Annotated in this window: 11 protein-coding genes and 2 pseudogenes; 8 read left to right on the top strand and 5 right to left on the bottom strand. The window is 66.6% G+C overall.

All coding sequences use genetic code 11. The annotated features are described in order from the left end of the window. Positions 1 to 41: 41 nt before the first annotated feature. The 3 genes from ABDW49_RS01135 (at position 42) to ABDW49_RS01125 (ending at position 6,584) form a co-directional block, all read left to right on the top strand. A complete protein-coding gene (locus tag ABDW49_RS01135; RefSeq protein ID WP_343609083.1) occupies positions 42 to 812 on the top strand; it encodes an alpha/beta hydrolase in 771 nt (256 codons plus the stop codon). Positions 813 to 827: 15 nt separating this feature from the next. Further along, positions 828 to 1,760, top strand: coding sequence for a tetratricopeptide repeat protein (locus ABDW49_RS01130; protein WP_343609080.1), 933 nt, complete (start codon positions 828 to 830; stop codon positions 1,758 to 1,760). Between the two features lie 78 nt (positions 1,761 to 1,838). Continuing rightward, positions 1,839 to 6,584 (top strand): NAD-glutamate dehydrogenase domain-containing protein, encoded by a 4,746-nt coding sequence (locus ABDW49_RS01125; protein WP_343609079.1) that lies wholly within the window; start codon positions 1,839 to 1,841, stop codon positions 6,582 to 6,584. 225 nt (positions 6,585 to 6,809) lie between these two features. Here ABDW49_RS01125 and queG read toward each other — a convergent pair whose 3' ends face one another. Further along, complete coding sequence (queG, locus tag ABDW49_RS01120; protein ID WP_343609078.1) at positions 6,810 to 7,877, bottom strand: tRNA epoxyqueuosine(34) reductase QueG; 1,068 nt, start codon at positions 7,875 to 7,877, stop codon at positions 6,810 to 6,812. Positions 7,878 to 7,918: 41 nt separating this feature from the next. Between queG and ABDW49_RS01115 the strand changes: the two genes are divergently transcribed. Continuing rightward, the gene (locus tag ABDW49_RS01115) at positions 7,919 to 8,896 is read left to right on the top strand and encodes an ATP-binding cassette domain-containing protein (RefSeq protein ID WP_343609076.1); all 978 of its coding nucleotides are present in this window, start codon (positions 7,919 to 7,921) and stop codon (positions 8,894 to 8,896) included. Next, positions 8,896 to 10,155: an ABC transporter permease gene (locus ABDW49_RS01110; protein ID WP_343609074.1), complete on the top strand. Its 1,260-nt coding sequence runs from the start codon at positions 8,896 to 8,898 to the stop codon at positions 10,153 to 10,155. Before ABDW49_RS01115 ends, ABDW49_RS01110 begins: the two co-directional genes overlap by 1 nt. Before the next feature lie 242 nt (positions 10,156 to 10,397). Here ABDW49_RS01110 and ABDW49_RS01105 read toward each other — a convergent pair whose 3' ends face one another. Further along, the gene (locus ABDW49_RS01105) at positions 10,398 to 11,183 is read right to left on the bottom strand and encodes a 3'(2'),5'-bisphosphate nucleotidase CysQ (protein WP_343609072.1); all 786 of its coding nucleotides are present in this window, start codon (positions 11,181 to 11,183) and stop codon (positions 10,398 to 10,400) included. A 134-nt stretch (positions 11,184 to 11,317) separates the two neighbouring features. On the opposite strand from ABDW49_RS01105, the gene sucC reads away from it, so the two are divergent. From sucC to ABDW49_RS01090, 3 genes and pseudogenes are all read left to right on the top strand, one after another. Continuing rightward, a complete protein-coding gene (gene sucC, locus ABDW49_RS01100; protein WP_343609071.1) occupies positions 11,318 to 12,520 on the top strand; it encodes an ADP-forming succinate--CoA ligase subunit beta in 1,203 nt (400 codons plus the stop codon). 446 nt (positions 12,521 to 12,966) lie between these two features. Continuing rightward, a pseudogene (locus tag ABDW49_RS01095) lies at positions 12,967 to 13,715 on the top strand (electron transfer flavoprotein subunit beta/FixA family protein). A gap of 1 nt (position 13,716) precedes the next feature. Further along, positions 13,717 to 14,654 (top strand): annotated as a pseudogene (locus ABDW49_RS01090) (FAD-binding protein). Positions 14,655 to 14,958: 304 nt separating this feature from the next. Here the strand turns inward: ABDW49_RS01090 and ABDW49_RS01085 are convergent. The 3 genes from ABDW49_RS01085 to ABDW49_RS01075 are packed head-to-tail and all read right to left on the bottom strand — an operon-like array spanning position 14,959 to position 20,611. Then, a complete protein-coding gene (locus ABDW49_RS01085; RefSeq protein ID WP_343609069.1) occupies positions 14,959 to 16,170 on the bottom strand; it encodes a DUF445 domain-containing protein in 1,212 nt (403 codons plus the stop codon). A 35-nt stretch (positions 16,171 to 16,205) separates the two neighbouring features. Continuing rightward, positions 16,206 to 19,451 carry an efflux RND transporter permease subunit gene (locus ABDW49_RS01080; RefSeq protein WP_343609068.1) on the bottom strand — a complete coding sequence of 1,082 codons (3,246 nt, stop codon included), beginning with the start codon at positions 19,449 to 19,451 and terminating at the stop codon, positions 16,206 to 16,208. Continuing rightward, positions 19,448 to 20,611, bottom strand: a complete 1,164-nt coding sequence (locus ABDW49_RS01075) for an efflux RND transporter periplasmic adaptor subunit (RefSeq protein ID WP_343609066.1) — start codon at positions 20,609 to 20,611, stop codon at positions 19,448 to 19,450. The genes ABDW49_RS01080 and ABDW49_RS01075 overlap by 4 nt, the downstream gene beginning before the upstream one ends. Positions 20,612 to 20,733 lie beyond the last annotated feature (122 nt).

Raw genomic sequence — 20,733 nt, 5'->3', positions numbered from 1 at the left:
TCTCCCTTTCCCCATCCGGCAGGCCGGGGCAAAAGGGAGGCATGAGCGACGTTCTTTTTCATCCCCTGCCCGCCGATGGCGAAAAGCCCGCCCGCCGTCTGGCTTATCGCCTGACACCGCCTGCAGACTCGCAAGGCAAGACACTCGTATTCCTGCCCGGCTATATGTCGGACATGGCCGGGTCCAAGGCCGCGATGCTCTTCGATGCCGCGCGCGAACAAGGCATTGGCTGCCTGTTGCTCGATTACTCCGGATGCGGCGCCTCGGATGGCGATTTCCCCGATGGCACGCTCACCCGCTGGCGCGAGGAGGTGCTGGCCCTGATCGCGGCGCTGATCCCCGGCCCCGTGGTGCTGGTCGGCTCCAGCATGGGCGGCTGGCTGATGTTGCTGGTGGCGCAGGCCCTGCCCGCCGCAAAGCTGGCCGGGATCATGGGCATCGCCGCCGCGCCCGATTTCACGCAATGGGGCTACACCAGCGCGCAGAAGGGCGAACTGATCGCCGGGCGCACCATTTTCGAACCCAATCCCTATGGCCCCGAGCCCACGCCGACTCACGCCCGCTTCTGGACCGATGGCGAGCATAACCGGCTTCTCGATGCCGAAATCCCCCTCGATGTGCCCGCGGTGCTGATCCATGGCCAGCGGGATGAAGATGTCCCCTGGGAAATTTCATTGCGCCTCTCTGCAACTTTGCGTTCTGACGCGGTTCAGCTATGCTTGGTCAAGGACGGCGACCACCGGCTCAGCCGGCCGGTGGATCTGGCCCTGATCCGGCGCATGGCTCTTGCGCTGGCCGGGGCCGACGCCTGATCCGGGAAGTCATTGATGTCGCTTGTTTTGCTTGCCTCTGCCCTGATGCTTCAGACCGGCCCGCTGGTGGGTGACGGCATCGCCCCCTCGCTGGGCCTGCCGATGATCGACCGGCCGACCGCGCCCAACCGGCGGCGCCCGGTCAGCGAAATCACGGCGCGCCCTGAACGCATCGACGACTCGAACAAGCTGACTCACTGCCGCGAAACCGCAGACCATGATCCCGATGCCGCCGCGCAAATGGCCACCGACTGGCTGAGCGGCGCCAAGGACACCCAGCGCGCCGAGGCCGAGCTGTGCCTGGGCTATGCCTATTCCGCGCAGGAAGCCTGGCCCATGGCCGAGCAGGCCTTTCTGGCCGGGCGCGATGCGGCGGGCGACAATGCGCTCAACCGCGCGCGCCTGGGCGCCATGGCCGCCAGCGCGGCGCAGGCGCAGGAGGGCGGCGCGGATCGCGCTCTGGCCGCGCTCGACAAGGCACGCGTCGATGCCAGGGCGGTGAACGATCCCGCGCTGATGACCTCCATCGCCGTCGACCGCGCCCGCGCGCTGGTCGCGCTCAAGCGCAATGACGAGGCCGCCGCTTCCCTCGCCGAAGCGCGCACGCAGGGGCCCGACAATGGCCCGGCCTGGCTGCTGTCGGCCACGCTGTCGCGCCGCATGGGTCATCTGGCCGATGCCCAGACCCAGATTCAGACCGCCGCCAGACTGACCCCGCTCGACCCCGAGGTCGGGCTGGAGGCCGGGGTGATTGCCATGCTTTCGGGTCATGAGGATGCCGCCCGCAAAAGCTGGGAGTCCACCGTGAAAGCCAGCCCGCAAAGCGAGGCCGGGCATCAGGCGTCCGCCTATCTGCAACAGATCGGCGGTACATCCGGGGCAAACGCCCCATCCCCTTCGCCCACCACGGGCGCCAATTCCACGTCAACCCAACCATCGCCCGGATGATTACGCAGTAACATCAGGCATAAATACCAAGGCCATCGCGCTAAGCGCAGGCCGTTACCTATCGGGAGAGAGACACGCATGTCCGACCAGCCGAGCCGAGCCCAAGCCCCCGCCCCCCTGCCTGACGCGCTGGTGGCGCGGCTGGCCCCCAGGCTGGAGGTCAGGCTGGACGAAGCCCAGCTTCCCGGCGACCCGGAAATGAGCGCCGAGGCGCTGGCCGCCGCCGCCCGTTTCCTGCTGACCTCCGCCGCAAGGCGTGAACGCGCGCAGAGCGCCATCAACATCGAAACCGTGGCGGGCGCGGCGGGTGAGCGCTTCATGCGCATCGCCGTGGTCAATGAGGACATGCCTTTTCTGGTCGATTCGATCGCGGGCACGGTGGGCGCGCATGGTCTGGTGATCGACCGGCTGATCCACCCCATCGTTCCGGTCGAGCGCAACGGCCATGGCGACATCACCGACCTGCCCGAGGGCGAGGCCCCCGGCGTGGCACGTGAATCGGTGGTCTATCTCGAAACGCCGCGTGCCGACGCGCGCACCCGCGCCGCGCTGGCCGCCGATCTGGCGGTGACTCTGGGCGATGTGCGCGCCGCCGTGGGCGACTGGGGCGCGATGCGCACCGCCATGGAGGACGATGCCGGGCGCCTCACCGCCATGGACCGCGCCGAGGGCGCCGCGCTGTTGCGCTGGTTCAAGGACGGCATGCTGACGCAGCTCGGCCATGTCACCCGCCTGCGCGACGGCAGCCAGCAGGGCGCGCTGGGCGTCTGCCGCAAGAGCACCTGGGAATTGCTGAACCGCGCCGGTTTCGACAGCGCCTTCGCCTGGTTCGACCAGTTCGCGGCCAAGGGCGGCGGCGGTCGCCTGCCGCTGATCGTCAAGTCGAACCGCATCGCCCATGTCCACCGCCGCGTGCCGCTCGACCTGTTCATCGTGCCGGTGATCGATGACGGCAAGGTCACCGCTTTGTCGGTCCACGCAGGCGTCTGGACCAGCGAGGCGCTCGCCAGCCCGCCACAAGCCGTGCCCCGCATGCGCGCGCAGCTTGCCGCCTTGATGGAGAAGTTCGGTTTCTCGCCGCGCGGCCACGCGGGCAAGGTGCTGGTCCATGCGCTGACCAGCCTGCCGCATGACCAGCTCATCGGCTTCGAGGATGCCGATCTGGAGCGCGTTTCCCTCACGCTGATGAGCATCATCGACCGCCCGCGCCCGCGCCTCTCGCTGGTGACGGGATCGCTGGGGCGGCATCTCTACGGCTTCGTCTGGCTGCCGCGCGAAACGCTCTCGAACCGCATGCGCGCGCGCATCTCCACCATGCTGGAGGAGGCTTCGGGCACCAAGGTGCTCGACTGGTCGCTGGAGGTCGAGGAAGGCAATCTGGCGCAATTGCGCTATGTGCTGGCCGCCGCCGAGGGCCATGCGATCGCCGTGCCCGATGAGGCCGCGCTCGATGCGCAATTGCAGGCCATGCTGCGCGGCTGGGGCGACGCAGTGGAGGCGGAACTGGCCAACACCGAGGAACCGGCCCGCGCCGCCGCCATCGCCACGCGCTATGCCGATGCCTTCCCGGAAAGCTATCGCGTGCTCTATGGCGCGTCCGAAGCCGCGATCGATATCGCCCATCTGCGCCGCATCGCCAGCGGCGGTGACGAGCATCCACGCGCGGTGCGCCTCTATCGCCTGCCCGCCAGCGACGAGCCGACCCGCCTGCGCCTGAAGATCTATGAGCGCAACGCCTCGCTGGTGCTCTCCGACGTGGTGCCCGCGCTGGAAAACTTCGGCTTCCGCGTGATCGACAACATCCCCACCACGCTGGGCAGCGATGAAAGGCTGGGGGTGATCCATGATTTCCTGCTGGCCCTGCCTGTCGGTCAGGATACCGCCCCGGTGCTGGCTCATGCCCCGATCATCGAGGATGCGCTGCTCGCCGTGCTGACCGGCGCGGGCGAGGAAGACGCCTTTAACCGGCTGATCGTCGGCGTGGGGCTCTCCGCGCGGGAGGCCAACTGGCTGCGTGCCTGGTATCGCTATTTGCGCCAGACCGGCCTGAACTACAGCATCGACACCGCCGTCGATGCGCTGATGAATGCCGGGCCAGTGACGCTGGGTCTGGTCGATCTGTTCCGCGCCCGCCATCAGCCCGACATTTCGGACCGCACGGGTCAGGAAGCCTCGGCCGAGGATGTCATCCGCGACGGTCTCGCCAAGGTGTCCGCGATCAATGAGGACCGCCTGCTGCGCGCCTTCCGCATGATCGTGCTGGCGATCCTGCGCACCAATGCCTACGCCCCCGCCGGGCGCGAGGCGCTGGCCTTCAAATTCGATTCCGCGCTGGTGCCGAACCTGCCCAAGCCGCTGCCATGGCGTGAAATCTTCGTCTATTCGCGCCGCGTGGAAGGCATCCATCTGCGCGCCGGCCCCGTCGCACGCGGGGGCCTGCGCTGGTCCGACCGCCGCGACGACTTCCGCACCGAAGTGCTGGGCCTGATGAAGGCGCAGCGCGTGAAGAACGCCGTCATCGTGCCGACCGGCGCCAAGGGCGGCTTCTATCCCAAGCAGTTGCCCGACCCCGCGCGCGACCGCGATGGCTGGGCCACCGAGGGCCGCGAAAGCTACAAGGTCTTCATCCGCACGCTTTTGTCGCTGACCGACAACATCGTCGAGGGGCAGGTCGTCCACCCCGAATGCGTGGTGATCCGCGACGGCGAAGACCCCTATTTCGTGGTCGCCGCGGACAAGGGCACCGCCACCTTCTCCGACACCGCCAATGGGCTGGCCGCCGAGAAGGACTTCTGGCTCGACGACGCTTTCGCCAGCGGCGGCTCGAAGGGCTATGACCACAAGGCGATGGGCATCACCGCGCGCGGCGCCTGGATGAGCGTGCAGCGCCACTTCCGCGAAATGGGCGTCGATGTGCAGACCGACCCCGTCCGCGTCGTCGGCGTGGGCGACATGAGCGGCGACGTCTTCGGCAACGGCATGCTGCTGTCGAAGAGCCTGCTGGTCACCGCCGCCTTCGACCACCGCCATATCTTCCTCGACCCCAACCCCGATGCGGCGAAATCGTGGGAGGAACGCAACCGCCTCTTCAACCTGCCGCGTTCGAGCTGGGACGATTACGACCGTTCGGTCATGTCGCCGGGCGGGGCCATCGTGCCGCGCAGCCAGAAGGAAATCCCGCTCTCGCCGGAAATCCGCGTCGCGCTGGGCATCGACGCCGAAGTGATCGACCCCGATTCGCTGATGACCGCCATCCTGAAGGCCCCCGCCGATCTGCTGTGGTTCGGCGGCATCGGCACCTATGTGAAGGCTTCGCACGAAGTCCATGCCGAGGTGGGCGACCCCTCCAACGACTCGATCCGGGTGAATGGCGCCGACGTCCGCGCCCGCGTCATCGGTGAGGGCGGCAACCTCGGCTGCACCCAGGCCGGGCGCATCGACTATGCGCTGCGTGGCGCCAATGGCTTCGGCGGGCGCGGCAACACCGACTTCATCGACAATTCGGCCGGCGTCGATTGCTCGGACAAGGAGGTCAACATCAAGATCGCGCTGGCCAGCGCCAAGCGCGCCGGGCGCCTCGACGAGGATGGCCGCGTCGTCCTGCTCTCGCAGATGACCGATGCCGTGGCCGCGCTGGTGCTGGAGGACAACCGCCTGCAGGCTCTGGGCCTCTCCATCGCGCAGAGCGGCGGGGCCGATGCCATGCCCGGCCATGTCCGCCTGATCGAGATGCTGGAGGACAATGGCCAGCTCGACCGCCGCACCGAAGGTCTGGCCGATGCCGACAGCTTCGCGCGCCGCGCCGCCGACATCGGCGCCGGGCTGACCCGCCCCGAACTGGCGGTGCTGCTCTCCAGCGCCAAGCTGGCGGTGCAGGAGGCGCTGGAAGCCTCCACCGTGGTCGATGACCCGGCGCTGGATGACGACCTGCTCCACGCCTTCCCCGAGGACATGCGCGAAACCTATCGCGAGGACATCCTCGGCCACCGCCTGCGCCGCGAGATCCTCGCCACGCGCCTGGCCAACCGCCTGATCAACCGCCTCGGCTTCGTCCATCCCTTCGAACTGGCCGAGGAAGAAGGCGTGGGCGCCGCCGAGGTGACCGCCGCCTTCCTCGCCGCCGAAAAGCTATTCGATCTGGAAGCCATCTGGCAGGCCATCGAGGACGCGCCCATCGCCGAAACGCCGCGCATCCTGCTGATGAGCCGCGCCGCCGATGTGGTGCGCAGCCATATGGCCGACCTGCTCCGCTCGGGCGCGACGACCATCGCGCCCTCGGTGATGGCGGCGGATCTGGCCGGGGGCGTCTCCGCCCTCTCCGCTCAGGTCGACGACCTCCTCGTCACCGAAACGCGCGAGCGCTCCACCCGCATGGCCACCGAACTGCTGGCAGCTGGCGCGGATGGCGAACAAGCCCTCTCCATCGTCCATCTCTTCGATATGGATGGCGTGGTCGGGCTGGCGGCACTGGCCCATGGCAATGGCGCCGATCCCGTGGCGCTGACCCGCGCCTTCACCCGTCTGGGCGAGGCGCTGGGTCTGGACTGGGCACAGGGCGTGGCCGCGCGCCTCTCCCCCGCCGATCCGTGGGAGCGCCTGCTGGTCGCAGGGCTTGCCCGCGACTTCCAGCAGATGCGCCTGCAATTCCTCGCCCGCGCGGAGCCCTCGGCTCCGGTCGCGACCGTCGAGAGCTGGCTGGAAGCGACCAGCGCCGGCGTGCTGGCGTTCCGCGGCATGATCAATCGCGCGCGCAAGGCGGCGGTGGTCAGCCCCGCGATGCTGGCGCAGATCGCCAGTCAGGCGCGGAATGTGTTGGCTCGGTAAGGTTTGAAGGAAGAAAGTGCGAGGGGGTTACCCCCTCGCGCTCCCATGACGTCTTCCGACGATAGGGTGAGGGCGCCGCGTCGTGGCGCTTTGGCTCTCCACCTGTGCGGCATAAGGCGCCGCAGGCATCACATTCCTGCCTGCGGCGCGGCAAACTGGGCGCAAGGCCGAACCCGCGGCGCTGAGGCAGACATTAAAGGGAGCGCGAGGGCGATGGCCCTCGCATTATCCTTCTTCCAATCTTCCCAATGCCCAAACAGCCGCATCCGCCACCGCCTCATCCGGGTCGGCGCACAGGCTGCGCACCTGCTCCACCAGCGCGTGATTCCCGGAATTGCCCGCAGCGTACAAACAGTTCCGCACAAACCGGTCCCGCCCGATCCGCTTGATGGGCGAGCCGGAGAACAGCTTGCGGAACCCCGCATCGTCCAGCGCCAGCAGTTCATCCAGCCGGGGTGCTACCAGTTCGGCGCGGGGCAGGAACGCGCGGTTGCGCTGGGCTTGCGCCGCGAACTTGTTCCACGGGCAGGCGGCGAGGCAATCATCGCAGCCATAGATGCGGTTGCCCAAGGCCTCGCGAAACTCCTCGGGGATCGGGCCTTTGTGCTCGATGGTCAGATAGGACACGCAGCGGCGCGCATCCAGCCGGTAGGGGGCGGGGAAGGCATCCGTGGGGCAGGCGGTCTGGCAGGCGTCGCAGGAGCCGCAGCGGTTGCGGCCCATGGTGTCGGGCTCCAGCTCCAGCGTGGTGTAGATCGCGCCGAGGAACAGCCAACTGCCATGCGTGCGCGAGACCATATTGGTGTGCTTGCCCTGCCAGCCGATGCCGGAGGCCTCGCCCAGCGGCTTTTCCATGACCGGGGCGGTGTCGACGAAGACCTTCACCCCGGCCTCGATGCCCTGTTTGGCGCAATGCTCGACGATCCAGCGGGCGAGGTGCTTCAGCGCCTTTTTGACGATGTCGTGATAGTCGGCGCCCTGGGCGTAGACGGAAATGCGGGCGCGTTCCTCGTCGCCCTCCAGCGCCAGCGGGTCGAAGGCGGGGGCATAGCTCATGCCCAGCGCGATCACGGTGCGGGCTTCGGGCCACAGGCCTTGCGGGGAACGCCGGTGGTGTTCGCGGCTTTCCATCCAGTCCATGCTGCCGTGCATGCCTTCTTCCAGCCACTGGCCGAGGCGGGCGGCGCGCACAGGGTCTTCGCCCGCGCTGGCAAAGCCGCAGGCGGCAAAGCCGAGCGCCTGCGCCTGAGCGGCAATTTGCTCTTTAAGGGCAGGATTTAGCGTGATCTTCATCAAACTCTGTGTTGTTGCTGCGGTATGAAATGGGGACCGGAATGACGGCTGATCTAGAAGATGCGGTTCGCAAGGGCAACGATGCCCGCCCGCTGGCCATCGAGGTGCGGGGGCTGGTGAAGCGCTTCAACGGTACGACGGCGGTCGATGGCGTGGATCTGCGCGTGCCCGAAGGCGCCATTTACGGCATTCTCGGCCCCAATGGCGCGGGCAAGACCACGACCTTGCGCATGATTCTGGGCATCATCGATCCCGACTCCGGTTTCCGCCGCGTGCTGGGCAGCGAGCGGCCGCATGATGTCTCCCACGCGATCGGCTATCTGCCCGAGGAGCGCGGGCTCTATCCCGCGATGAAGGCCTATGAGGCGATCGGCTTTCTGGGCGCCCTGCGCGGCGTGCCTTTGGCCAAGGGCCGCCAGCGCGGGCGCGAATTGCTGGAAGAGCATGGGCTGGGCCACCTCGCCGAGCGCCAGATCCGCCAGATGAGCAAGGGCCAAGCCCAGCAGGTGCAGGTGCTGGGCACGCTGGTGCATGAGCCGCGTCTGGTGATCTTCGACGAACCTTTCTCGGGCCTCGACGCCATCAATCAGGGGCGGCTGGAGCAGATGATTCGCGGGCTGGCGGCCAAGGGGACGACGGTGATCTTCTCCACCCATGTCATCGCCCATGCCGAGCGGCTCTGCGACGAGGTGGCGATCATCGCCGGGGGCCGCGTGCCCTTCGCCGGGCCCGTGGACGAGGCGCGCGACCGTATCCGCCCGCAGGTGCGCCTCGAAACCCGTGCGCGCGAGGGCGCATGGCGCGCCGCTTTGCCCGCAGACACACGGCAGGAGGGTCGCTTCTGGCTGTTCTCCCTGCCCGAAAGCGGGGTCGAGCCCCTGCTGCGCGCCCTGATCGAGGGCGATGCCGGCATTCTCTCGCTCTCCATCGAACGCGCCGGGTTGCACGATGCTTTCGTGGCCATCGCGGGTGCGGCGGCGGCCAAGGCGCTGGATGCCAGCGGCGAGGAGGTTCTGTGATGAGTGAAACGACCAAAGGCGGGCGCCTTTCGCTGCTCTCCGCCGCTCTGGTGGTGGCGCGGCGTGATTTTATGGCCGTGCTGTGGAGCCGCAGCTTTATCTTCTTCCTCGTCGGCCCGCTGTTTCCGCTGATCGTCGGCGCGCTGGCCGGTTCGGTGACGAATCATGTCGAGACCAGCGATGCCGGTAACCCCCGGTTGGGGGTTATCATGCAAGGCCCTGATCTGGATGCGGTGTTGACCGCCGGGGCCATTCTGGCGCCACGCATGAACGGCGACCTGCCCGACCTTGCCGTCGTCAAACGGCTGAAACCGGGCGAAAGCGCCCAGCCCGCCAGAGCGCTGGCTCAGGAGAATGCGGCAGGGCACGGTCTGGGCGCGATTCTCTCTGGCACCCTCGCCCACCCGGTGCTGACCGGCAACCGCGACCGGATTCAGGACTGGCAAGGCCCCGTCTCGCTGCTGACCGCCCGCGCCCGCGCGCAGGCGCCCGCCCCCCTGCCAGAGGTTGCCCTCTCGCCCACCGCCGCCCCCGCGACCCAGGCCGATATCGGCCATGGTCGCATGATGACCGCTCAGGCCGCGCAGACCCTGCTGTTCCTGCTGATGATGCTGCTGGCGGGCATGGTCCTCTCCAACCTCGTCGAGGAAAAGGGGAACAAGATCATCGAGGTGCTCGCCGCCGCCATCCCCATGGACGCGGTCTTCCTCGGCAAGCTGTTCGCCATGCTGGCCATCTCGCTGGTGGGCATCGCCGTGTGGGGCGCGGCGGGCGGCCTGCTGCATCTGGCCAGCGGGCAAGGGCTGCAGTTCCTCACCGCCCCCGCCGTGGGCTGGCCCTTGTTCGTGCTGCTGGGCATCGCCTATTTCGCGCTGGGCTACCTGCTGCTGGGCAGCGTCTTCCTCACCATCGGCTCCATGGCCAGCACCGTGCGCGAGGTGCAGACCCTCTCCATGCCCGTGACGATGGCGCAAATTCTGGTGTTCTTCTTCGCCTCCTACGGCATGGCGCGCGAGGGATCGCCGGTGGAATGGGCGTCCATCGTGTTTCCCTTCTCCTCCCCCTTCGCCATGCTGGGCCGCGCCGCGATCCACGGCGAGATCTGGCCGCATCTGGCGGCGCTGGGCTGGCAGGCGCTGTGCGTGCTGATCTTCGTGCGCGTGGGGGCGCATATCTTCCGCAGGCGCGTAATGCAGAGCGGGGCTCAGGGAGCGGTGAAGAAGAAGCGGGGGGTTTTGGAGATTTTGCGGAAGGGGTGAAAAGGAAGATGCGAGGGGGTTACCCCCTCGCGCTCCCATGACGTCTTCCGACGCAATCGCAGCGGCACCCGATCCGAGTGCCCGGCCTCTCCACCTGCGCAACGCAAAGCGCCGCAGGCAGTGCATGTTGAAAGCCTGCGGCGCGGCAAATTATGCGCAAGGCCGAACCCGTGGCGCAAGGTAGACAGTAAAGGGAGCGCGAGGGCGATGGCCCTCGCATTCTCTCTTTCTTCAAACCCTTTTCAAGCCAACCTTCCAGCCCGCTCCGCCAACCGGTCCACCGCCGCCTCGTGAATCCCCGGCGCGCAGGCGATCACCCCAAACGCGCGCGGGTCCCGCTTGTTGTAGGCCAGCGCCTGACCGAAAGCGTCGCTCACCACCGCCCCGGCCTCCCGCGCGATCAGGGCCGCAGCGCCGATGTCCCATTCGAAGCCCCAGCGCAGAGTCGCCACCAGATCGGCACGATCGTCGGCCACCATGGCGATGCGCAGGGCGATGGAATTGGGCTGCCCCACCAGAGTCAGATCCGCATCCTCGGGCGGCAACACCCGCGCCGGGACTCGCGCGCCGGGCAGAATGCTGCGGCGCGATGCGTGCAGGGCCGAGTCGTTCAGCGTGGCTCCCTGCCCGGCGCTGGCTTCCCAGAACTCGCCGCGTGCGGGGGCGGCCAGCATGCCGATCAGGGGGCGGCCGGCGCTGATCAACGCCACGGAAACCGCCCATCCGGGGCGTCCGTGGATATAATCGCGAGTCCCGTCGATCGGATCGACCAGCCAGATCAGGCTGCCTTTGCGCTCATCGGGCGAGTCGGCGGTCTCTTCGGAGAGCCATCCGGCGGCGGGCAGCAGGCGTGTCAGCTCCTCGCGCAGGAAGGCGTTGACGTCCAGATCGGCGGAGCAGACCGGGTTATTAGGGCCCTTTTCCCATATATCCAGTGCCTTGCCGCCACCGGTTTCGCCCGGCCAGCAGGCCAGGGCGATGGCCCCTGCTTCCTTCATAATGGCGCGCAGGCGGGACTGGTCGATCACGGTGTCAGGCCTGTTTTGATGAAAGTTTGCTATTAATAATCATTATCACACATCATCCTTTTCATCCCCACATTCCTATGCTTATGCGGCAACGCAATAAGGGCCGACAGGCTTGCAACAGCGGGTATAGACCGATGAACGTCCATGAGTATCAGGCAAAAGAACTCCTCGCAAAGTTTGGCGTGGCGATCCCCACCGGCCACGCGGCGCTGACCGTTGAGGAAGCCGTTGCCGGCGCCAAGCAGCTGCCCGGACCGCTCTATGTCGTGAAGGCCCAGATCCACGCCGGTGGCCGCGGCAAGGGCAAGTTCAAGGAACTGCCTGCCGACGCTAAGGGCGGTGTGCGCCTGGCCAAGTCGATCGAGGACGTCGAGTCCTTCGCCAAGGAAATGCTCGGCAACACGCTGGTCACCATCCAGACGGGCGAAGCCGGCAAGCAGGTGAACCGCCTGTATGTCACCGATGGCGTTGACATCGCTTACGAATATTACCTGTCGCTGGTCGTCGACCGCAAGACCAGCCGCGTGGCCTTCATCGTTTCGACCGAAGGCGGCATGGACATCGAGGACGTGGCCCACTCCACGCCCGAGAAGATCACCACCATCACCATCGATCCGGCCCAGGGCTTCCAGCCGCACCACGGCCGCGCCATCGCCTTCGCTCTGAAGCTGAAGGGCGAGCAGAACAAGCAGGCCCAGATCCTCGGCAAGCAGCTGTATGACGCCTTCGTGGCGCTCGACTGCGACATGCTGGAAATCAACCCGCTGGTGGAAGACAAGGCCGGCAAGCTGCTGGTGCTCGACACCAAGATGAGCTTCGACTCGAACGCCCTGTTCCGCCACCCCGACATCGTCGCCCTGCGCGACGAGACCGAGGAAGACCCCGCCGAGATCGAAGCCTGCAAGTACGACCTGGCCTACATCAAGCTGGACGGCAACATCGGCTGCATGGTCAACGGTGCCGGTCTGGCCATGGCCACCATGGACATCATCAAGCTGAACGGCGGCGAGCCGGCCAACTTCCTCGACGTGGGCGGCGGCGCCACCACCGAGAAGGTGACGGCAGCCTTCAAGATCATGCTGTCGGACCCCGCCGTGAAGGGCATCCTGGTCAACATCTTCGGCGGCATCATGAAGTGCGACATCATCGCCGATGGTATCGTGGCCGCCGCCAAGGAAGTGAACCTGTCGGTTCCCCTCGTTGTGCGCCTTGAGGGCACCAACGTCGAGAAGGGCAAGGACATCCTGAACAACTCGGGCCTGCCGATCGTGGCCGCCGCCGACCTGGGCGACGCCGCGCAGAAGATCGTCGCCGAGGTGGAGAAGGCTTCGGCCTGATCGCTTTTGCTCGGTTTGAATTGGAAGAGCCCTCGCCAGTTTGGCGGGGGCTTTTTCTTTTGGCCAAGGTTTTGAAGAAGAAAATGCGAGGGCCATCGCCCTCGCGCTCCCTTTACTGTCTGCGTTGCGCTTCGGGTTCGGCCTCGCGCCTAGTTCGCCGCGCCGCAGGCAGGAATGCGATGCCTGCGGCGCCCCAGGTAGCACAGGTGGAGAGCCGGGGCACACCGATGCGGGCCTCACTGCCCTCCCGTCGGGAGACGTTCTGGGAGCGCGAGGGGGTAACCCCCTCGCATCTTCTTTCCTTCCCCTTCCCCACCCACCTTAACCTAAACGTCAATCAAACCGCACCGTCACCCCTTGACCTCCGCGCCCCATCGCGCGATGTCGGGACGACAGCGCTTTAACCGATCGCTTAAAGCGCCGCGCAATGGAAAGGCAATGGCCCCATGAAGATCCTTGTGCCCGTGAAGCGGGTGATCGATTACAACGTCCGCCCGCGCATCAAGCAGGATGGCAGCGGCGTCGATCTCGGCAACGTGAAGATGTCCATGAACCCCTTCGACGAAATCGCCGTGGAAGAAGCGGTGCGCCTGAAGGAAAAGGGCGTCGCGACCGAGGTGATCGCCGTGTCGGTCGGGCCTGGCGCAGGCGCCAGGACACGCTGCGCACCGCGCTGGCGATGGGCGCGGACCGCGCCATCCTGGTGCAGACCGATGAAACGGTCGAGCCGCTGGCCGTCGCCAAGATCCTCAAGGCCCTGGTGGACAAGGAAGAGCCCGGCCTGATCATCCTGGGCAAGCAGGCCATCGACGACGACAGCAACCAGACCGGCCAGATGCTGGCCGCGCTCTGGGGCCGGCCGCAGGGCACCTTCGCCTCCAAGGTCGAGGTTGAGGGTGACGCCGTTGTGGTCACGCGCGAAGTCGACGGCGGCCTGGAGACGGTCGCGCTGACGCTGCCGGCGGTGGTGACCACCGACCTGCGCCTGAACGAGCCGCGCTACGCCAGCCTGCCCAACATCATGAAGGCGAAGAAGAAGCCGCTGGCGACCAAGAGCCCGGCCGATTACGGTGTGGACATCACGCCGCGCCTGAAGGTGGTGAAGGTTGCCGAGCCGGCCGGTCGCGCGGCGGGCGTGAAGGTCGAGAGCGTGGATGCGCTGGTGGCCAAGCTCAAAGAACTGGGAGTTGCCTGAGATGACGAAGGTTCTGGTCTGGGCCGAGCATGACAATGCCGCCCTCAAGGAAGCCACGCTGCATGCGGTGACGGCCGGCGCTCAACTGGGCGCCGTGACGCTGCTGGTGGCGGGCGCTGGCGTTTCCAGCGTGGTGGACGCCGCCAAGCAGGTCGCGGGTGTGGAGGCTGTGCTGGTGGCCGACGATGCCGCCTATGGCGCCGCTCTGGCCGAAAATGTCGCGCCGCTGATCGTGGGTCTGCTGGGCGATTTCGACGCTTTTGTCGCCCCTGCCACCTCGCACGGCAAGAACTTCGCGCCGCGCGTCGCCGCGCTGCTGGACGTCGACCAGATCTCCGACATCGTGGAAGTGGTCAGCCCCGACACCTTCAAGCGCCCGATCTACGCCGGCAACGCCATCGCCACGGTGCAGTGCAGCGGTCAAGCTGGTGATCACCGTGCGTACCACCGGCTTCGACCAAGGCCGAGGCCACGGGCGGCAGCGCCAGCGTCTCGCCTGCCGGCGGCACGGGCGATGCGGGGCTGTCCAGCTTCGTGAGCGCCGAAGTCGCCGCCAGCGAGCGCCCCGAACTGACCAGCGCGCGCGTCGTCGTCTCGGGTGGCCGGGCGCTCAAGGATGCGCAGACCTTCGCTGACACGAAGGTCCTGGATCCGCTGGCCGACAAGCTGGGCGCCGCCGTGGGCGCCTCCCGCGCGGCGGTCGACGCCGGCTACGTGCCCAACGACTAGCAGGTCGGCCAGACCGGCAAGATCGTCGCGCCGCAGCTGTACATCGCGGTGGGCATCTCCGGCGCGATCCAGCATCTGGCCGGCATGAAGGACTCGAAGGTGATCGTGGCGATCAACAAGGACCCGGAAGCGCCGATCTTCCAGGTCGCCGACTACGGCCTGGTCGCCGACCTGTTCACGGCGGTGCCGGAGCTGATCGGCAAGCTGTGAATTGTATGACGCGCGGGGGTGCTCTGGTGCTCCCGCGCGCATCATGCCGGACTGTCACGCGCAAAGCGGGCAAAAAAAAGCCCGGCCGGAGCCGGGCTTGGAAGTTTTGGGAGAGGATGCCTGAAAGGCCTGTACCGGATAGTTCACGACCAATAGTCTGACAAGTGCGATTCCCGTGGCATCGATTGCATTTTCTGCATCAATGGCCGATTTCAGCCGAAATCCCGCCTGAAAACGCGACGGACTGAAGAGTCGGCAGGCATGAACAACCGCCCATGGCGGGAACCGGCCCTTCCGATTGCAATCAGATCAACCTGTCGATCCCGTGCAGGATCAATCCGACCAGCCCGCCCACCAGCGTGCCGTTGATGCGGATAAACTGCAGATCGCGGCCCACCGCGCCTTCGATGCGGTTGGTGATGGTGCGCGTATCCCAGCGCTTCACCGTGTCCGACACCAGCGTGACGATGCTGGCGCCATAGCGCGTGGCGATCCCCGCCAAAAAGCGCCGCGCATGGCGGTTGACCACCCATTGCAGATGCGCGTCCTGCGTGAGCGACTGACCCAACTCGGCGAGACTCGCCCCGAAACCGCCCGACAGCGTGCCCTGCGGGTTCTCCGAGGCATGGAGCAGCGCCTGCCGCGCCCGCAGCCACAGCGCATCGAACCAGGCGGTCATGGCGGGGTTGTCGAGCACCTCCTGCTTCATGGTCGCCACCTTGGCCTGCATCGCGGGATCATGCAGCAGATCATCGGCGAGCTGGCCCAGCGCCTCTTCCATCCGGGCGCGCAGGGGATGGTCAGGGTTGACCACGCATTCGGCCAGCAGCTTGTAGAGGCCATCGAGAATCCCATTCGCCAGCGTCTCGTCCAGCCCGGTCCAGCGCAGGATGGTGTTGGCGCGGTCGTGGATCATCTTGCGCAGCAGCTCTTCATTGTCCTCCAGCGTCAGCCCGGCCCAGCGCAGCGCCGCCTCGATCAGCGGACGGTGCCGCCCATCCTGAATCGCCGCCGAGAGCAACTGACCCAGCAGCGGCGCCAGATCGAGCTTCTCCAACTGACCGCGCAACATGCCCTTGACCATCGTGCCAAGCTGCTCGCCCGCCAGCGAATGGAGGATATCGCTCAGCAGCCCCGCCGTGCCCTGACGCAGACGCGCCTGCCCGCCCCGGCTGGGGTCGATCAGGAAGGTGCCGACCAGCCCGGCGAAATTCACCGCCTTCAGCCGCCGCAGCACCACCTGGGGCTTGAGGAAATAGACGCGCAGGAAACCGGCCATGGCATCGGCCAGCCGGTCCTTGTTGGAGGGGATGATCGCCGTATGCGGAATCGGCAGGCCGAGCGGATGGCGGAACAGCGCCGTCACCGCGAACCAGTCGGCCAGAGCGCCCACCATCGCCGCCTCGGCAAAGGCGCGCGGCCATTCCCAGCCGGCGTATCCCTGCCCCATCAGATGGCGCGAGGCGAGGAACAGCGCGGCCATCACCACCAGCAGCCCACCTGCCACCTGTCGCATGCGCCGGCCGCCATCGGCGGCCGGGGATGGCAGTGTCAGGGATGCGGCAGCGGCGGGGAGGACTGATGCGATGACGGCTGCTCCTTGCCCGTGATATCCTTGAGGAAATCCTTGGCCGTCCCCCCGGTTCCATCACGGTGTGAAGGATCATAGGTGAGGAAACGGCGACGCAAGGCAGGGCCTAGCCGCTTTTCCAGCCCGTCGGCAAGGCTGAAGGCCGCAGGCACGATCAGCAGGGTCAGCAAGGTCGAAAGACACAGGCCACCGATCACCACCGTACCCATCGGCGCGCGCCACGCCCCGTCACCACCCAGCGAGATGGCCGAGGGCACCATGCCCGCCGTCATCGCCACGGTGGTCATCACGATGGGCTGGGCGCGCTTGTGCCCGGCCTCGACGATGGCATCAAACTTGGGCTTGCCGGTGGCCATTTCCTCGATGGCGAAATCGATCAGCAGGATCGAGTTCTTGGCCACGATGCCGAACAGCATCAGCATGCCGATGAACACCGACATGGAGATCGGCTGCCCGGCAATCGCCAGAGCAATCAGGCCTCCCAAGGGCGCCAGAAACAGCGAGCCCATATTGACCATCGGCGAGACGACGCGGTGATACAGCAGCACCAGCACCGAGAAGACCAGCATGATGCCCGCCGCCAGCGCATACTGGAAGTTGATCACCATCTCCTGCTGCCACTTGTCACCGCCATAGGGGGTGTTCGAGACGCCCTGCGGCAGATGCTGCATGATGGGCAGGGCCTTCACCTTGTCCATCGCCTGGCTCTTGATCACGCCGGGCGGCAAGTCAGCCGAGATGAAGACGCGCCGCGCCTGATTGTAGCGCTGGATCGTCGTCGGCCCCGAACCGAAGGTGATGTCGGCCACGCGGCTGAGCGGCACCGAATCACCGCTGGCAGTCGGCACCGGCATGTTGGTGATGTTGGAGAGCGAGGTGCGCGCGCTTTCAGGCATGCGCACGCGGATCGGCACCTGCCGGTCGGAGAGCGAGAATTTCGCCGCATTCTGGTCGATGTCGCCGATGGTGGCGATGCGGATCGCCTGGCTGAGCGAAGAGGTGTTCACCCCCAGGCTGGCCGCCAGATCGAGCCTTGGCGTGATCACCACCTCGGGCCGCCGCAGATCGCCGTTGATGCGCGGGGCGACCACTTCCTTCAGCCCCTTCATCTGCTCGACCAGTTCAGCCGCCGCCGCCTCCAGCTTCACCGGATCGGAGGAGGAGAGCATCACCTCGATCGGGCGCCCCGAAGAGGACCCCTGATTGCTCGATGAGCGGAAGGTCACCCGCGCATCGGCGATCTGCTGCAGCGGCGGGGTGAGGGCGCGCTCGAACTGGGCGGTGGTGATCTTGCGGTCCTTGCGCAGGGTGATGAACAGATCGGCACGCGCCTCCTGCACCTCCTCCAGCACCTGATCGACTTCGGGCCGCTGGCCGACGAAAGCCGCGACACGGTCCGCCATCGCCTCGGCCTGAGGGATGGTGGTGCCGGGCACCAGCTCGACGCGCAATTGGGTGAAATCGCTGTTTTCGTCGGGGAACATCTCGCTGGGCAGGATCATCACCCCGGCCACCGTCATCCCCAGCGCCACCACCGCAATGCCGATCATCCACACGCGATGGTCGAGCAGCCGTGCCTTGAAGCGCGTGCCCCAGCTCAGCCGCCCGCGCAGATCCATCATCCTCGCGCGCAAGGCCTGAGCCTTCTGCGTATCGAGCGACCACAGCAGAATCTTGAGATAGCGCGTCATCATCGCGCCGCCGCCATGGTCGCTGGTGCCATGGGGTTTCAGCACATAGGCGGCGATCATCGGCGTGATCATGCGCGCCACGGCCAGACTCATCAGCACCGAGATCACGACCGTCAGGCCGAAATTCTTGAAGAAGGCGCCCGCCACGCCGGGCATCATGCCCACCGGCAGGAACACCGCCACGATCGAGAAGGTGGTCGCCACCACGGCCAGACCGATCTCGTCGGCGGCATCGATGGAGGCCTGATAGGCCGTCTTGCCCATGCGCATATGGCGCACGATGTTCTCGATCTCGACGATGGCGTCGTCGACCAGCACGCCCGCCACCAGACCCAGCGCCAGCAGCGACATGTTGTTGAGCGTAAAGCCGAACCACGCCTTCATGCACCAGAAGGTGGGGATGGCGGAAAGCGGGATCGCCACGGCGGAGACCAGCGTCGCGCGCCAGTCGCGCAGGAAGAAGAAGACCACGATGACCGCCAGCACGGCGCCCTCGATCATCGAATCGATCGAGCTTTCATACTGCTTGCGGGTGTAGTCGACCGTCGTGAAGAGCAGCTTCACATGGACGCCGGGATTCTCGGCCTCGATCTTGCCGATCTCTTTCACGGCACTGTCATAGACCGACACGTCCGAGGCACCGCGCGCGCGGCTGATCGAGAAGAGCACCACCGGCTTGCCGCCGACCTTGGCGAGGCTGACGATCTCGCCGAAACTGTCCTTCACCGTGGCGATGTCGGAGAGCTTCACCATCCGCCCGCCACCCAGCGAGACCTGCGTCTGCGACAGGGCATAGGCATCCTGCGCATTGGCCAGAACGCGCATCGACTGGCGCGTGCCGCCGATTTCCGCGCGACCGCCCGCCGCATTGAGGTTCAGCACCCGCAGCGCCTGATTGACCTGAGGCGCGGTGACGCCAAAAGCCTGCATCCGCAGCGGATCGAGCGTGACGAGAATCTCGCGATCCACACCACCCTCGCGCTTTACGTCCGCCATGCCCTCGACGCCCAGCAGGCGCTTGGCCACCGAATCATCGATGAACCAGGAAAGCTGCTCCTGAGTCATGTCGTCGGCCGAAACCGAGAAATAGGCGATCGGCTCGCTGGAGGTGTTCACCTTGAAGATCTGCGGCTCCATGATCCCGTCGGGCAGATTGCCGCGGGTCTGGTCGACCATGTTCTTCACTTCGGAAACAGCGGCGTTGATGTCCTCGCCAAGCTGGAACTGCACCTGCGTGCTGCTCATGCCTTCCGACGCGGTGGAGCTGATCGAATCGACGCCGGGGATCGAGCGGACCGCCGCCTCGATCCTTTGGGTGATCTGGGTCTCGATCTCCTTGGGGGCGGCGCCCGGCTGGCTGATCTTGACGATCACGATGGGGAATTCGATGTCCGGCTGCTGCTGGATCTCCATCCGCGAGAAGGCAACGATGCCCATCAGCATCAGGCCGGTGAACAGCACGATCGGCACGATGGGGTTGCGGATGCACCAGGCCGAAAGGTTGCGGAAGTTCACTTGGAAACTCCCGGTTTCGCCAGTTGCGGCTGCACCGTCTCACCCGCGCTGAGGAAGGCCCCCGCGCGCAGCACCACCTTCTCGGTGCCCTGCAGGCCCGAGGCGATGGTGACGCCGCCCTCGGTGATCAGCCCGATGGTGACCGCGCGCCGCTGGGCCTTGTTGCCCGGTGCGATGACATAGACGAAGCTGCCATTGTTATCGGCCTGCAGCGCCGATTCCGGCAGCACCGGCGCATCGACCATGCCCGACTGGATGCCCGCGCTGGCAAAGCCGCCGGGGCGGATCGCCGGATCATAGGCAAGCTGGATGCGCGCCAGACCCTGCCGCGTCGCCGGATCGATCACCGGCGAGACCTGCCAGACATGGCCGGTGAACTTCTGGGTCGTGCCTGCCGGCACCACCTGCACACTCTGCCCCACGGCCAGATGCGCCAGATCGTTTTCGGAAAGGCGCGCGCGCATCTCCATCTCGCCATGCTCGGCAATGCGGAACAGCGTGCCGGTGCCGCCACCGACCACTTGCCCCGGCTCGACCATGCGGTCCAGCACCAGACCGTCGGAGGGCGCGACGATGCTCAGGCGGCGGATGCGGGCGCGCGTCTCGCCAAGGCTGGCCTGCGAGACGCGGACACGGGCATTGGCGGCATCGCGCGTGGCGGTGAGCTGATCGATGTTGGCCTTGGAGATGAAACCGCGATCCACCAGCTTCAACGCGCGGTCCAGATTGGACTGCGCCAGCCTTGCATCGGCCTCGGACACGCGGACCTGCGCCTGCTGGTTGGCATCCTGCTCGGCCTGAACCGAGCGGTCGATGATCGCCAGCAACTGGCCCTTCTTCACCCAGTCCCCGGCATTGACCATCACCTGCGCGACCTGACCACCCTCACCCACCGAGGCGACGGGCATGTCATGCTTGGCGGCCAGCACGCCGGTGGCGTTGATCGTGCCCGATACGCTGGTGCGGCCCGGAACGACCACGGTGACGACCGGCGCCTGAGCGCCCTTGTCGGCCACGGCAGGCGTGCGATGCATGGCAAACCACGCCCCGCCGAGCACCGCCACGGCGGCAACGCCCCCCAGCCAGACGCGCCAGTTGCGCGGGGCAGGTCGGGCCTGATCCCATTCAGCTTCGGAGGAAACACTGGAATATTCGTTCATCGATGCACCGCCCCCGGAAAGATGGACATGCCCAATCTTTCCCTCAATCTGGAGGGCGTATTACATGACTAATGCACTCTGGTAAAGCGGCTCCAGCATCGCGCGAAAAAGTGGAAACGGTT

It is taken from the genome of Novosphingobium sp. (assembly GCF_039595395.1).
Classification (GTDB): Bacteria; Pseudomonadota; Alphaproteobacteria; order Sphingomonadales; family Sphingomonadaceae; genus Novosphingobium.
The sequence above is the reverse complement of the archived record's forward strand: the minus strand, read 5'-3'. Positions and strand labels throughout refer to the sequence as shown.

Coding starts and splice junctions, on each gene's coding strand:
- ABDW49_RS01110 (WP_343609074.1), top strand. CDS start 8,896: ATGAGTGAAACGACCAAAGGCGGGCGCCTTTCGCTGCTCTCCGCCGCT.
- ABDW49_RS01135 (WP_343609083.1), top strand. CDS start 42: ATGAGCGACGTTCTTTTTCATCCCCTGCCCGCCGATGGCGAAAAGCCC.
- ABDW49_RS01085 (WP_343609069.1), bottom strand. CDS start 16,170: ATGCGACAGGTGGCAGGTGGGCTGCTGGTGGTGATGGCCGCGCTGTTC.
- ABDW49_RS01115 (WP_343609076.1), top strand. CDS start 7,919: ATGACGGCTGATCTAGAAGATGCGGTTCGCAAGGGCAACGATGCCCGC.
- ABDW49_RS01075 (WP_343609066.1), bottom strand. CDS start 20,611: ATGAACGAATATTCCAGTGTTTCCTCCGAAGCTGAATGGGATCAGGCC.
- queG (WP_343609078.1), bottom strand. CDS start 7,877: ATGAAGATCACGCTAAATCCTGCCCTTAAAGAGCAAATTGCCGCTCAG.
- ABDW49_RS01130 (WP_343609080.1), top strand. CDS start 828: ATGTCGCTTGTTTTGCTTGCCTCTGCCCTGATGCTTCAGACCGGCCCG.
- sucC (WP_343609071.1), top strand. CDS start 11,318: ATGAACGTCCATGAGTATCAGGCAAAAGAACTCCTCGCAAAGTTTGGC.
- ABDW49_RS01125 (WP_343609079.1), top strand. CDS start 1,839: ATGTCCGACCAGCCGAGCCGAGCCCAAGCCCCCGCCCCCCTGCCTGAC.